10 protein-coding genes and 1 pseudogene are annotated in these 13,681 nt (G+C 71.7%); 6 read left to right on the forward strand and 5 right to left on the reverse strand.

Translation table 11 applies throughout. The features are described 5' to 3' along the window. Window positions 1-701 precede the first annotated feature (701 nt). The 4 genes and pseudogenes from KIK09_RS57220 to KIK09_RS00050 all read left to right on the forward strand — a co-directional run. A pseudogene (locus tag KIK09_RS57220) lies at window positions 702-1,469 on the forward strand (M60 family peptidase N-terminal accessory domain-containing protein); the annotation flags it as partial. A gap of 53 nt (window positions 1,470-1,522) precedes the next feature. After that, complete coding sequence (locus KIK09_RS57225) at window positions 1,523-2,017, forward strand: M60 family metallopeptidase (RefSeq protein ID WP_250572458.1); 495 nt, start codon at window positions 1,523-1,525, stop codon at window positions 2,015-2,017. 233 nt (window positions 2,018-2,250) lie between these two features. After that, window positions 2,251-3,105 carry an NAD(P)H-binding protein gene (locus tag KIK09_RS00045; protein ID WP_214316520.1) on the forward strand — a complete coding sequence of 285 codons (855 nt, stop codon included), beginning with the start codon at window positions 2,251-2,253 and terminating at the stop codon, window positions 3,103-3,105. Between the two features lie 524 nt (window positions 3,106-3,629). Continuing rightward, window positions 3,630-4,214, forward strand: a complete 585-nt coding sequence (locus KIK09_RS00050) for a TetR/AcrR family transcriptional regulator (protein ID WP_214316521.1) — start codon at window positions 3,630-3,632, stop codon at window positions 4,212-4,214. A gap of 295 nt (window positions 4,215-4,509) precedes the next feature. Here the strand turns inward: KIK09_RS00050 and menD are convergent, their stop codons facing one another. Next, window positions 4,510-6,159: a 2-succinyl-5-enolpyruvyl-6-hydroxy-3-cyclohexene-1-carboxylic-acid synthase gene (menD, locus tag KIK09_RS00055; protein WP_214316522.1), complete on the reverse strand. Its 1,650-nt coding sequence runs from the start codon at window positions 6,157-6,159 to the stop codon at window positions 4,510-4,512. Next, entirely contained in the window at window positions 6,156-7,103 is a 948-nt protein-coding gene (locus KIK09_RS00060) for an o-succinylbenzoate synthase (protein ID WP_214316523.1), read from the reverse strand. The genes menD and KIK09_RS00060 overlap by 4 nt, the downstream gene beginning before the upstream one ends. Window positions 7,104-7,133: 30 nt before the next feature. Between KIK09_RS00060 and KIK09_RS00065 the strand changes: the two genes are divergently transcribed. Continuing rightward, window positions 7,134-8,276, forward strand: a complete 1,143-nt coding sequence (locus tag KIK09_RS00065) for an AMP-binding protein (protein ID WP_214316524.1) — start codon at window positions 7,134-7,136, stop codon at window positions 8,274-8,276. A gap of 496 nt (window positions 8,277-8,772) precedes the next feature. On the opposite strand, the gene KIK09_RS00070 is transcribed toward KIK09_RS00065, so the two are convergent. Together KIK09_RS00070 and KIK09_RS00075 are read right to left on the reverse strand one after the other, a co-directional pair. Further along, window positions 8,773-9,738, reverse strand: coding sequence for an asparaginase (locus KIK09_RS00070; protein ID WP_214316525.1), 966 nt, complete (start codon window positions 9,736-9,738; stop codon window positions 8,773-8,775). Beyond that, window positions 9,735-11,141 carry a purine-cytosine permease family protein gene (locus tag KIK09_RS00075; RefSeq protein WP_214316526.1) on the reverse strand — a complete coding sequence of 469 codons (1,407 nt, stop codon included), beginning with the start codon at window positions 11,139-11,141 and terminating at the stop codon, window positions 9,735-9,737. The genes KIK09_RS00070 and KIK09_RS00075 overlap by 4 nt, the downstream gene beginning before the upstream one ends. 103 nt (window positions 11,142-11,244) lie before the next feature. On the opposite strand from KIK09_RS00075, the gene KIK09_RS00080 reads away from it, so the two are divergent. Next, a complete protein-coding gene (locus KIK09_RS00080; RefSeq protein ID WP_214316527.1) occupies window positions 11,245-12,816 on the forward strand; it encodes a PucR family transcriptional regulator in 1,572 nt (523 codons plus the stop codon). On the opposite strand, the gene KIK09_RS00085 is transcribed toward KIK09_RS00080, so the two are convergent. Beyond that, a complete protein-coding gene (locus tag KIK09_RS00085) occupies window positions 12,813-13,679 on the reverse strand; it encodes a polysaccharide deacetylase family protein (RefSeq protein ID WP_214316528.1) in 867 nt (288 codons plus the stop codon). The genes KIK09_RS00080 and KIK09_RS00085 overlap by 4 nt on opposite strands. Between the last annotated feature and the right edge of the window lie 2 nt (window positions 13,680-13,681).

Raw genomic sequence — 13,681 nt, forward strand, 5'->3', positions numbered from 1 at the left:
CCGATGAAACGCAGCCCCGCCTGGACGAGGTGTGGGTGGCCTGGACCGATGACCGGAAGCTGTGGGCAACCGCGCGGGGTGGGCCGGAGGCGGCGAACTTGCAGGCGCAGTGGCCGGACGGCAACTGGGGGAGCATCGGCGACTTCCGTCCCGATCTCACGGTGACCAACCCCGACGTGCCTGCGGATCGCATGTGGGACCGGAACACGATGCGCCTGCGAGCCCACAAGTACGGCCAGGTCTCCGCGATGTGGGAGGTCACCGTGCGCCCGGCGCTGGCCGTGACCGCGATCTGGACCGCCCAAGGCGGGCTGCAGGTCTCGGCACGGGGCGGGCCGCAGGGGGCGAACCTGCAGGCGCAGTGGCCGGACGGCAACTGGGCGAGCATCGGCGACTTCCGCGCTGACGGCACCGTGACCAACCCCGACGTGCCCGCGAACTACATGTGGGACCAGACCACCCTGCGCCTGCGCATCTCCAAGAGCGGCCTCACCTTCCCCGCCTACACGCAGGTCACCGTACGTCCTCCGCTGACCGGGCTCTCGGCGGTCCGGACCTCCGACGGCAAGCTGCAGGTCTCGGCGCAGGGCGGGCCGCAGGGGGCGAACCTGCAGGCACAGTGGCCCAACGGCAACTGGGCGAGCATCGGCGACTTCCGCGCCGACGGCACCCTGACCAACCCCGACGTGCCCGCGAACTACATGTGGGACCAGACCACTCTCCGCCTGCGGGTCTACCACAACGGACGGGCCTTCGACCCGGTCGAGGCGACCGTCGACTTCCCGCAGCCGCGCGTCCTGGCCATCGGGCCCTCGGTCACCGCCGCCGACGAAGAGGCGCGACTGCAGCACTGCCTCCAGTTCGCCGACTACCAGCCCACCGGCTACTACGCACCGGCCGGCCAGGAGATCACCATCACGGTGTACGGCAACGCGCCAGGGATGCAGGCGCTCATCGGCACGCAGGGCCTGGCCGACCGGAAGGACACCAGCCGGCAAAGCCCCAGCATGCGCGTGACCGCCCTCCGGCCCGGCGCCAACAGGATCACCGACCCGTACGGCGGCATCGTCCACCTCCGCTACACCACCGCCTCCGGCGACGGCGACGCCGTGTGGCTGACCCTGAGTGGCGCCACCCAGCCCATCCCCTACTTCGTCAAGGGGAAGACGACCACCGCCCAGTGGTCCACCATGCTGGCCAAGACATCGGCGCCGGAAGTGGAGATGGTCAGCGACTTCGTCGTCATCACCGCCCTGCTGCCCACCGCCCGGTCCTTCAAGGACACCGACCCCGGCGCAACCCTCGCCGCGCACGAGGAGATCCTCGCCATCCAGGAGAGCATCAGCGGCCTGGACGGCACCTCTGCCCTCCATGCCCGCCCGCGCCTGCGACTGTACGCGGTCGAAACGAGCAGCAACGTCCCCCCGCACGCGACGACGGGATACATCGGGCTGCCTCACGAGTCCACACCCGGGTACTTCACGAAAGCCCTGCTGACCGAGGCGGCCGCAATTCGTGGGTCATGCTGCATGAGTACGGTCACCACTTCCAGCAGGAGACCACCTACGGAGGCACCGAGGGGATCACCGAGATATCGGTCAACCTCTATGCTCTCGCCGTCGGCCGGAAATACACGAACGAATACGCGAACGAATTCCCGAAACGCTGGACAGCCACGCAGGCATATCTGGCCCGCCCCCGCGCGGAGAAACAATTCGATGCCAACCAGGTCGACGCCCAGGCAGTCTTCGAGCAGTTAAGGCGCGGCCTCGGCGAGGACTTCCTGCGCACCTGGCACAAATATGTCCGGGCCGAGCGTGCAAGCACGATGGACAACCCCGAACGCAAGAAATGGTTCGTGGTCTCGGCCTCTTTCGCCGCTCAACTCGACCTCGGCGACTTCTTCGCCGACTGGGGCCTGCTCAAGGAGACCGAGAAGGACATCTGGGACGCCGTGCACGGGCTGGGCCTGCCCAAGCCTGCCACGGACATGACCAAGCTCGAGCCCTACAAGTAAGAAGCCAGGAACACCGGTTTCGGCGGCGCTGTGCCTTGAACGTAAGACACAGATCCCTGATCAACGTTCCGTATGGCCGCGACTGTGACCATACGGAACGTTGAACACGTGGCGGCGCACTGTCGCACCGTGGGCTTGGCATTGTCCCGTCCGACGCTCCGCCACCCGCGCCAGCACGTCAGTCTCTGCTGGGACGGGAATAACCCCTGAGGCGGGTAGGGCTGTGGTTCGGCATGAGCGTGATTCTTGTGACGGGTGCGACCGGAAACGCCGGGCGTCAGGTCGTGCGCCATCTTCTGGACCAGGGCGTCGCGGTGCGTGGGCTGGCGCGCGATCCTGGTCGGGCTGCGGATGGCGGGCCTGCGGGGGCGTTGCAGGTTGTGGCGGGGGATCTGGCGAGGGCGGAGTCCTTGGCGGGGGCTCTGGGTGGGGTTGAGACGGTGTTCCTGGTGTGGCCGTTTCTGACCACGGAGGGGGCGCCTGCCGTACTGGATCTGCTCAAGAGACATGTACGGCGGGTCGTCTACTTGTCGTCCTCGGGGGTGCGGGACGGGGCCCGGCGGCAGACCGATCCGATCAACCAGTTGCATGCCGACATGGAGGCTCTGATCGAGGGGTCCAGGTTGGAGTGGACGGTGCTGCGGTCGAACACGATCGCGACCAATGCGCTGGGGTGGGCCGAGCAGATCCGGACCACCGGGGTGGTGCGGGGGCCCGACATCGCGGCCACGGCCGTGATCCATGAGGGGGACATCGGGGCCGTGGCCGCGCGGGTTCTGACGTCTCCTGGGCATGAGGGTGCGCGTCACGTGCTGACGGGACCGGAGGTCGTCAGCAGGGCGGAGCAAGTCCAGGCGATCGGCGACGCGATCGGACGGGTGCTCCGCTTCGAGCCTGTCGCATTGGACGTCGCCCGCGAACGCATGCTCGCCGACGGCCGCCCTCCCGCGCTCGTCGAAGCCCTCCTCGCCAGCGCCGAGTCCCGCCCCGAATCCCGCCTGGTCACCACCACGGTCGAGCACCTCACAGGCACACCCCCTCGCCCCTTCACCACCTGGGCCCACGACAACGCCCACGCCTTCCGCTGACCCATCGCGCCGCCCTGTCTTCCCGCCCGCCCTACCGCAGGGACGGGCGCCCGCCCCTCGTACGGACGCACCCGCCTGCCATGCCGCCTGGCCTCACGCCACGCCCGCCCTTCGTGCGCACGCATCCGCCTGCCGTGCCGCCCGACCTTTCGCCACGCCCGCACAACGCTCTCCTGTACGACCGTCTCCACCACGGCGGCAAGACTTCCTGGGCGCACGCCTCAGGGAACCCCGCGCCAAACCTCCATGGCGCACGCCTCCGCTATGCCTGCCGTCCGTGTGGCCGCGCGAGACCCTGCGCAGGCGCCCTCCGGGATGCCCCGCGCGGGAGCTGGGGCGATGGAGCCCGTGTGCCTACAGGACCGGGGGCGGGCCAGGGGTGCGGTGGAGGCGGCGTTGGGTACGGGGTGGTGATCGGCGCAGCAGGAGCGGCGGCGGGTCGTGCTGCTTGACGACGCCCTGATCACCAGTGTGACCGCCGACGAATGGCCAACTCACAAGGTTTGACTGACAGAATTGGTCATATGACAGAGGGCACGCTGACCGCCGACCACATCCTCGCCGCCGCCGAGGACGTGCTGAGGCGGTACGGCCCGGCCAAGGCGACCGTCGTGGACGTGGCCAGGGCACTGGGCGTCAGCCACGGCAGCGTCTACCGGCACTTCCCCAGCAAGGCGGCGCTGCGGGAGGCCGTCACCCAGCGCTGGCTCGACCAGTCGCAGACCGCCCTCGACGCCGTCATGAACGCGGGCGGCCCGGCGGAGGCTCGGCTGCAGGACTGGCTGACGGTCCTGTTCGGCAGCAAGCGCAAGAAGGCGCTCGACGATCCCGAGCTGTTCGCGACGTACATGGTGCTCGTGGCCGAGGCCAGCCAGGTCATCGAACGCCACGTCGCCGACCTCGTCGGGCAGATCCGCGCCATCCTCGTGGACGGCGTGGCGCGGGGCGAGTTCGTCGTGCAGGACCTCGAGCTCACGACCCGCGCGGTCTTCGACGCCACCAACCGCTTTCACGACCCGGCGTACGCCTCGGAGTGGTCGCAGCCTGGCATCGAGGACAACTTCGACGCCCTCTGGCACCTCCTCCTCCACGGCCTCAGATCCAACTGACGCTCCTCGGAGGCGCCGAGTTCGCCCGAGTGAGGCTGACCAGTAACCCAGGCATTTCGCGGGCAGCCTCCTGGTACCGCCGGGGACCTCACCATGCGATTCCGGCGCGGCGAGGAGGCCTCACGGTGCTCGCCAACATGGCCCTGGTCAACCGGGCAGGACTACGAGATGGGCGAGGAGATCCCTGGGCTTGTGATGGTCACGATGGACTCCCCCGCGTCTGCCGCCGCCGTGTGCTTCACGCTCCAGGTGGTGCTCAACGCCGACCTGTCACCGACAGGTCGGCGGTGGAGCGCTAGAGGGCGGCGCGGATGGCGGATTGGGCGGTGTCGCGGAGGTGGGCGTGGATGGCGGCGTTCGTCTCGCGGTCCGTGCGGACCTCCACCACGCGCGGCCCCTGCCCCCGCAGCGCCTTGGGCAGCTCGCTCACGTCCGTCACCAGCGTGTACGGCGTGCCCGTCGCGGCGGCCACGTACCCCAGGTCCACCCCGTGCGGCGTGCCGAAGACCCGCTCGAACGGGTCACGCAGGGACGCCTGCGGCAGCAGGGAGAAGATCCCGCCCCCGTCGTTGTTGACCACCACCAGGCACAGGTCGGGACGCGGTTCGCGAGGGCCGAGGATCAGCCCGTTCTGGTCGTGCAGGAACGACAGGTCGCCGATCAGCGCGAACGAGGGCCCGTTGTGCGCCAGCGCCGCCCCCATCGCCGTCGACACGACCCCGTCGATCCCGGAGGCGCCCCGGTTGGCGAGCAGCCGGATCCCGCGCCGCGGCCGCATCGCCTGGTCCAGGTCGCGGATCGGCATGGAGGACCCGCAGAACAGCAGCGCCCCGTTGGGCAGCGCGTCGACCAGGTCGCGCGCCAGCCGCGGCTCGCTCAGCCCGGAGGCGTCGAGCACCTCGTCGATGGCCGCGCGCGCCGCCGCGTCGGCGGTGCGCCAGGCGTGCAGCCAGCCGTCGTCGCCGGAGGCCACCGGGATCTCCACCGCCTGCGCCACCTGCGTGGCCGACCGGGTGGGATCGGGCCAGCGGGCCAGGTCGGTGGCCACCACGATGTGCTCGTCGGCCCGCTTCAGCCACGAAAGCAGCGGCCGCGACAGCCCGGGGCGGCCGAGCGTGACCACGACCTCGGGCCGGTGGGCGTCGGCGAACTCGGGCGTGCCGAGCAGGTAGTGGTAGGTGGAGATGGCGTGGTCACCGTAGCGGCCGCCGCCGTTGGGCTCCGAGAGCACCGGCCATCCGGCCATCCCCGCGGCGGCGACGTAGCGGCGCACGTTGGCGGCGCCGTCGCCGACGACCAGCACGCCCCGCCGGGTGGGCGGCAGGTGCAGCGCCACGGGCGGCGGCGCGACCCGGGCGCGCACCCACGGACCGTCGGCATCCAGAGGTTCGCACCAGGTGGTGTCGCCATCTGGGATCAGCGGCTCGCGGAAGGCCAGGTTGAGGTGCACGGGCCCGGGATCCGACGGCCCGAGGGCGCGCTGGTAGGCCCGGCACGCCAGCGAACGCCAGTACGCCACCTGGCCGGGCCGCTCCTCGGGCACTCCCAGCTCGGCGAACCACCGTACGGCCGGGCCGTACAGCTTGAGCTGGTCGATCGTCTGGTTGGCGCCGGTGCCGCGCAGCTCGGGCGGCCGGTCGGCGGTCAGCACGAGCAGCGGCACGCCAGACTCGCTCGCCTCGATGACCGCGGGGTGGAAGTTGGCGGTGGCGGTGCCGGACGAGCAGATCAGCGCGACCGGCCGCTCGGCCCGCTTGGCCAGCCCGAGCGCCAGGTAGGCGGCCGAACGCTCGTCGATGCGCACGTGCAGCCGCACCCGGGAGTCGGCGTGCAGCGCGAGCGCGAGCGGGGCCGAACGCGAGCCGGGCGACACCACCACGTCGGTGAGACCACAGCGCACCAACTCGTCGACCAGCACGGTGGCCAGCGCGGTAGCGGGATTCACAGCGAGGCCTCCTGCATCCGGCGAAGCCACGAGGGAGATTCAATCTCAAACGACGAAATATCCGACAAGTCCTGAATAGGTCGCGCAGGTACGGCGAGCCGCCCGGAATCCGGCACCAGCGACTCCCCCACCACATCCCCCGTCAGCAGCGACATCGTCCCCAGCCCGCACGCGTACGGCAGCGACGGCAACGCCCCCGCCAGCGCCAGCCCCGCGGCCAGCCCCACCGACGTCTCGACCGCGCTGGAGACCACGGCCGGCAGCCCGCACGCCTCGACCACCCGCATCGCGTTGCGTACCCCGCCCAGCGGCTGCACCTTCACCACGGCGATGTCGGCCGCCTCGGCCGCGCGCACGCGCAGCGGATCCTCGGCCCGCCTGATCGACTCGTCGGCCGCGATCGGCACGTCGCACAGCAGCCGCACCTGCGCCAGCTCCTCCAGCGTGGCGCACGGCTGCTCGGCGTACTCCAGATCGAAACGGTCCAATTCCTTCAGCCGCCGCACGGCCTCCTCGACGTTCCACGCCCCGTTGGCGTCCACGCGCAGCTTCCCACCGGGCCCGAGCGCGTCCCGCACGGCCTCCACGCGCGCCACGTCCTCGGCGAAGCCCTGGCCGCGCTCGGCGACCTTGACCTTGGCGGTCTCGCAGCCGGCCTGCCGTACCAGGGCGAAGGCCTGCTCGGGCCCCACGGCCGGGACGGTGGCGTTGACAGGGACGAAGGAACGCACAGGGGCGGGCCAGCCCTCGAAGGCGGCCTCGTGGGCGGCGGCCAGCCAGCGCGCGCACTCGCGCGGGCCGTACTCGGGGAACGGCGAGAACTCGCCCCACCCGGCGGGACCGCGCAGCAGTACCCCTTCTCTGATGGTCTGTCCCCTGAACCGGGTGCGCATCGGAATGCGGAAGACCACGGGAGAATGCGTCACGACCCTCCCCGCACTCATGTCCGAACTGTCGCCACTAACCTTACGAGCATGAGGAGGAACCCGTCGCATCCGGATCGCCCGTTGCACGCCCTTGTCCGGCGGCCCGGCCCGGAGCTTTTCGCCGCGATCCGTGACGCGCTCACCGGCGACGGCCCGGCGGTCCTCCCCCTCCATCCCGACCACGCGGACGCGGCGCTGGCGGCGCTGCGCCCGACGCATGTCGACGGCGTTCGGCAGGCTGACGGGATCGGCGTCCCCGCCGACGTCGCCGTCGTGATCGCGACCAGCGGCAGCACCGGCAAGCCCAAGGGGGTGCAGCTGTCGGCCACCGCGCTGCGCGCCTCGGCGGCGGCCTCGCTGCGCCGTCTGGAGGCCTCCAAGGGCGAGCGGTGGCTGTGCTGCCTGCCGCCCTCGCACGTATCAGGGCTGCAGGTGCTGGTCAGGGCGATGCTGAGCGAGACCGACCCGATCATCCACGAGCGCTTCGACGCGGCGGACGTGCTGGCCTCCGGCGCGGAGCACGTCTCGATGGTGCCCACGCAGCTGCACCGGCTCGTCGAGCTTGGCGCCGATCTGTCGGTGTTCCGCACGATCCTGCTCGGCGGGGCGGCTCCCCGGCCGGGGCTGGTCGGGGAGGCTCGCGACCTCGGCGCCCGGGTGGTGACCTCGTACGGCATGAGCGAGACCAGCGGAGGGTGCGTCTACGACGGCCAGCCCCTTTACAATGTAGATCTCAAAATCGCGGAGGACGGGCGGATCATGATCTCCGGACCCGTCCTGTTCTCCGGGTACCGCTTCGCGTCCGCGCCGCTGGAGGGCGGCTGGTTCACCACTTCCGACCTGGGCGAACTGTCCGGCGGCCGGTTGCGGGTGCTCGGGCGGGTCGACGACGTCATCAACACCGGCGGCGAGAAGGTGGTCGCCGCCACGGTGGCCGCCGTCCTGTCCCGCCACCCGGAGGTCGCCGACGTCGCCGTCATCGGCCGCCCCGACCCAGAATGGGGCGAACTCGTCACCGCGATCATCGTCCCCGCCGACGCGACGCGCCCGCCGACGCTCGCCCACCTGCGCGCCTACTGCCACGACCGCCTCCCACCGCACGCCGCCCCCCGCGCCCTGCGCCTCCTGCCCAGCCTCCCCCTCCTCCCGAACGGCAAGCCCGACTACGCCACCCTCCGCACCACCCTCTGACCCGAGCCGTACGGCAAGCCCCAACCTCCCCGGCGGACCCGCCCACAGCACCCGCCGGACCCGCGACACCCACCGCCCTATGGCCCCACCGACGGCCACCACCCATGGGCGTGCTCCTACGGCCCTCCCGCGTCGGGGTCGAGGTCGGAGCGACACGCGTCAAGGAACCCGGGACACGCCCGCCGCCCACCGCACGCCGCACGCCCCCGCGCCGCGCCGCGCCGCGCCGACGACGGCAACCCCCAGGCGCCGGGTCGGCGAGAAGGTGTACGGCGGAGCCCGGCGCCCAGTACGGCGAGCGACGCGGTGAACCCAGGTACGGCGGCCAAGGGACGACCCCGGGGACCACGGTTCCGTGCGCCGTAGCGGCGGGTACCACGCATCGCCGGAGGAGCGTCTCCCTGGACGGGGCCAAGCCGAAGTGCGGCGAGTGGCGGTGGGGGCGGCCCGCCGTAACCCTTGATCAGAAAGGGGGGCGGCGCGTCGTAACCCCTGGTCAGAAGGCCAGGTGCGGGCGGACTCGGGACAGCGCCTGGCGGGTGCTGGGCTCGGCGGCCAGGGCCGCCATGAGCAGGAGCCGGGCCTTGGGAGCGGTGAGCGAGCCGGCGAACACGGCACCGGCCTCGGCCAGCCCCGCCCCGCCCCCCGCCCCGTAGACGGGCAAGGCGGGACCCTGCCGGCAGCGCGAGGTCACCAGCACGATCATGCCGTGGTCGAGGCACGCACGGATCTCCTCCAGCACCCCCGGCGTGGGATTACCCGTCCCCAGGGCCTCCACCACCAGCCCGCGGGCCCCCGCGGCGCGGCAGGCCGCGATCTGGACGCCGTCGGCGCCCAGGTACACGGGCACGACGTCGACCCGGGCGTCGAGGGCGGCGAGCTCGCTCAGGTCGAACCCGGCAGGCCGTACGGGGCGGGCGGCGAGGTGGACCCGCTCGCCGTACACGTGTCCGATGGGCCCGTGGCCGGGTGAGGCGAAGGCGTCCAGCGCGAGAGTGTGCGTCTTGGTCGCGTGCCGGGCGGCGTGGATGGCCTGGGCCATGGTGATGACGGCGCCGAGCCCGTGGCCGAGGGCGGCCACCCGGATGGCGTCGGAGAGGTTGCGCGGCCCGTCGCCGTCGGGCGTGGCGGCGTGGCGCTGGGCTCCGGTCAGGACCACCGTCCGGTCGGGGCCCAGGACGAGGTCGAGGAAGTAGGCGGTCTCCTCCATGGTGTCGGTGCCGTGGGTGACGACCACCCCGTCCAGGCTGGGGTCCGTGGCGCGTTCGGCGATGCGGAGCAGGTCGGTGAGCGTGAGGTTGAAGCTGTGGGTGAGCATGAGCTCCTCGACCTCGACGGTCACCCCGGGCCCGGCGGCGCCGACCAGGTCGCGGCCGGGGACGGCCACGCTGACGGTCCCGCCGGGGTCAGGACGGGAGGCGATGGTGCCTCCCGTCGTGATGACGCGAACGCGGCTCGTCATCGCGAGGCCACCGGCAGGTCCGCGGGAACCCGGCTGCGCGCGCCCCGCGTCAGCAGGTAGTACAGCCCTCCCGCCACCAGGCCGCCCGACAGCCAGGAGAAGTCGGTGTTGTCCAGGGCGCGCGCGATGGGCCCCTGAGTGGCGGGGACCAGCCCGTACTCCCAGCTCCATGCGGCGACCAGACCCAGGCCCAGGCTGACCAGGGCCTTGCGGCTCACGGGGCCGTCCGGCGAGGCGTCGTCGCGGTAGAGGGAGGACACGTCGACCCTGCCTCTTCTGACCACGAAGAAGTCGACCAGCACGATGGCCGCCCACGGGCTGATCCACACCAGGATCGAGACCATCCAGTTGTCGAAGGCGTGGGCGAAGCTGTCCGCCTGGACGAACACCACGAGCACCGCCGAGGCCGCGACACCGGCGATCAGCGTCAGCTTCCAGCGCGCGATCCGGATGCCGACGGACAGGGCGGCCAGGGAGCAGGAGTACAGGTTGAGGATGTTGGTCGCGACGGGCCCGTGCATGATCAGCAGGAGGACGGGGACGGCCATCACCCCGAAGGTGTTCGTCACCAGGCTGGACGGGTCGTCGCCGCCGCCCGCGCTGCTCAGGTAGGCGCCGAGCGCGGCCAGCCACACCGTGGGCACGTACATGCCGAGCGCGGTCGACCAGAACACCGCCTTGCCGGACGATCGGACCCGGACGAAGCGGCTGTAGTCGGCGGAGTAGGGCAGCCAGCTGATGCCCCAGCCGATGCCGATCGCGGTGAGCAACTGGGTGACGGCGGTGAACTTCGACCCGTGCATCGTGGCAGTGGCCGTCCAGGACGGGTCGGCCTGCGTCACGGCCAGGACGGTCATGATCGCCATGAGCAGGACGGTGATCGGGACCGTGTACTTCTCGAAGGTGCGGATGGCGTAGAAGCCGTACAGCGCGAGGAACAGCTGGACGGCCATGATGATCGCCGCCACGAGGTACTTCAGGCCGGTCCCGCCGTGCACGCCCATCCGGGCGAGGATGGCCAGGACCAGGTCGAGCACGACCCAGGTGTTGACGCCGACCCAGCCCATGGTCAGCAGCCCCTGGACGACCCCGGGGACGATCGCTCCCCTGCGGCCGAAGGCGCCGCGGCCGAGCACCATCTGGCCGACCCCGGTCCTGTGCCCCATCAGGTTGAACAGGCCGAACACGGCACAGCCGACCAGGTTGCCGACCGCGACCACGGTGATGGTCTCAAGCAGGCTGAGTCCCAGCGTCACGCCGAGAGCGCCGAGCACCCAGTTGATCGGGGCGATGTTGGCCCCCGTCCAGATCCAGAACTGCTGCCACGGCGTCGAGTCGCGTGCGCCGGGCGGAATGGGTTCGACGCCGTGGCTGTCGAAGCGGACCGCATCGTTGGTGGACATTGGCTTCCTCCTCCGTGATGCGGACCACACAAGCACCTGCCGGTTTCGCTGAGGAGTGGAGGAACCTCTAGAGATTCGCCGGATCGGTGTCTATATTCACAGGGTGTTCACTCTGGAGTCCCTGGTGCGCAACGACTCGCTGGAGCTCAGGGTCCTCGTCGCAGGACCGCCGGGCGCGCTGGGCGAGCCCGTGGCGTGGGTGCACAATACCGAGCTGCCCGACCCGTCGGTCTACGTCAGGGAGCGGGAGCTCGTCCTGACCAACGGGCTGTGGGCGGCCCAGGTGACGGCGGCCGCGTTCGTGGCGAACGTCAAACGGGCCGACGCCGCCGGCATCGTGTTCGGGCTGCGAGCCGAGACGCCGCGGACGCCGCCGGAGCTGATCGAGGCATGCCGGGCGGCCGACGTGCCGCTGCTGGAGATCTCCACCGCGGTGCCGTTCACCGCGATCTCCGAGGCGGTCGCCGCCATGTACACCGACGAGCGCCAGCGGACCCTCGTCGGCATGGTGCGCAGGGGCGACGCCCTGGCCACGGCGATCTCGAGGGGCGCGGGGGCCTCGGGGGTGCTCAGCGTGCTCAGGAGCGACCACGACCTGCCTCTGGCGGTCGTCGACAGGATGGCACGGCTGCTCGCGGCGTCCGGCGCCGAACTCGACGCCGACCAGTTGCACGCCGTGGCCGCCGGGCTGTCGCGCCGTCCCCCGGCGCTGGAGCTGGACCTCGGCGAGGTCGGGCGGGCGGCGCTGTTCCCCGTGGGGGCGGTCGGCGACATCGACGCGGCGCTCATCTGCCTGCGGCCGCTGTCCACCCTCGACCGCGGCGAGCGGGACGCGCTTGAGCAGGCCGCCAGGTTCCTCAGCCTCGAGGTGGCCAAGCAGCAGGCGGTGCAGGCCATCGAGATGCGCTTCGCCAGCGAGCTGCTGGAAATGGTGCTGTCGGGCGGGCGGCGCGCCGCGGAGGTGCCCGGCAGGCTGCGCGCGTTCGGCGTGGACCCCACGGGCCCGCTGACCGTCTGCGCCGTCGCCTTCGCCGCGGGCGAGGCGGCCACCGTGCACGGCCTGGCCGAGGTGATCGGCGAGTTCTTCGCCGCCGAGGGGATCCCGGTGGTCGTCGCGAGCGGCAGCCAGGACGTCGTGGCCGTCCTGCCCTGGCGCCGCCCGGAGGTCGAGGTGCCACCGTTGGCGGAACGGCTGGTGAAGGCCGTGGAGAGGCGGTTTCCCGGGCTGCGCCCCGTCGTGGGGGTCGGCGGGATGGCACCGCACTCCGGGGAACTGCGCCGCCCGCTCGTGCAGTCGCGGGAGGCGTGCCGGGTGCTGCGCCGCACGCGCAGCCGGACGCTCAACGGGCCGGCGGTGCGCAGCTTCCTCGAACTGGGCACGCACCGGCTGCTGCTCGGCCTGCTGGACACCGAGACCCTGCACGGCTTCTCCCGCGACCTGCTGGCCCCGCTGCGCGAGCACGACGCCCGGCGCGACGGCGACCTGGAGCCGACCCTGCGGGCGTTCCTCGATCATGACGGGCAGTGGGCGGCGACGGCCTCGGCGCTGCACGTCCACGTCAACACCCTGCGCAACCGGCTCGCCAAGATCGCCGATCTGACCGGCAGGGACGTGGGGCACACCGAGGACCGGGTGGACCTGTTCCTGGCCCTGACCATCGACGCCATGGACTAGGTGGGATACACCTCCGGGTCCACCACGGGCGGCCGGGGCGTGCGGGTGGGCAGGCCCGGATCCGCCGCCGCGGCCTCGGCCACCTCCCTGCCGCGGGCGAAGCGGACGTCACCGCACTCGAGCGCGTACTCGATGAACCGGCGCAGAGCCAGGGCCCTGCCGGGACGACCGGACAGGAACGGATGGATGCACAGGTTGAACAGGCACCTGTAGTGCCGCATCCCGTCCAGCTCGGCCCGCCACAGCTCGAGAACCTTCGCCGGGGACTCGATGACCGAGCCGATGTGCGGGGCGGGCAGGTAGGCGTACTGCTCCCAGTCGTCGAGCGACCAGTGCACCGGCAGTTCGACGATCTCCCCTGAGCCGGTGGCGACCCGGTAGGGCCGGTCGTCGCCCATCAGGGACGAGTCGTAGCGCAGGCCGTGCTCGGCGACGAGGTCGGCGGTCTGCCAGGTGGCCTCCCACAGCGCCGCGCGGTGCCCGAGGATCTCGATCCCCTGGTTGGCGAAGACCGCCAGGGCGCGCTCGAAGTCCGCCCGCTCCTCCTGCGGGGTCATCGACGTGGGCGCCCGGTGACTGTAGGAGTGGTGGGCCACCTCGTGTCCGCGCTCGACGATCGAGGCGGCCAGGCCGGGCCGGTGCTCGGCCACCCAGCCGGGCACGAAGAACGTGGCGGGCACGTCCAGCTCCTCCAGCAGATCCAGGACGCGGGGCACGCCCACCTCCGGGCCGTAGGCCTGGTGCGACATCGTGCTCGCGTGCCGGGCGTAGTCGCGCCCGGCCGCGAGGATCGGCGTCTCCGCGTCGACGTCGAAGGTCAGCATCACCACCGCTGACGCCTCGCCGTTCCACGTGCTGCTCATGG

Origin of the sequence: Nonomuraea sediminis, assembly GCF_018531495.1 — a bacterium.
GTDB classification, from domain to species: domain Bacteria; phylum Actinomycetota; class Actinomycetes; order Streptosporangiales; family Streptosporangiaceae; genus Nonomuraea; species Nonomuraea sediminis.

Bases quoted from the DNA above. Each gene is read 5' to 3' on its own strand.
- KIK09_RS57225 (WP_250572458.1), top strand. From the start codon at position 1,523: ATGCTGCATGAGTACGGTCACCACTTCCAGCAGGAGACCACCTACGGA.
- KIK09_RS00045 (WP_214316520.1), top strand. From the start codon at position 2,251: ATGAGCGTGATTCTTGTGACGGGTGCGACCGGAAACGCCGGGCGTCAG.
- KIK09_RS00050 (WP_214316521.1), top strand. From the start codon at position 3,630: ATGACAGAGGGCACGCTGACCGCCGACCACATCCTCGCCGCCGCCGAG.
- KIK09_RS00060 (WP_214316523.1), bottom strand. From the start codon at position 7,103: ATGAGTGCGGGGAGGGTCGTGACGCATTCTCCCGTGGTCTTCCGCATT.
- KIK09_RS00065 (WP_214316524.1), top strand. From the start codon at position 7,134: ATGAGGAGGAACCCGTCGCATCCGGATCGCCCGTTGCACGCCCTTGTC.
- KIK09_RS00070 (WP_214316525.1), bottom strand. From the start codon at position 9,738: ATGACGAGCCGCGTTCGCGTCATCACGACGGGAGGCACCATCGCCTCC.
- KIK09_RS00075 (WP_214316526.1), bottom strand. From the start codon at position 11,141: ATGTCCACCAACGATGCGGTCCGCTTCGACAGCCACGGCGTCGAACCC.
- KIK09_RS00085 (WP_214316528.1), bottom strand. From the start codon at position 13,679: ATGAGCAGCACGTGGAACGGCGAGGCGTCAGCGGTGGTGATGCTGACC.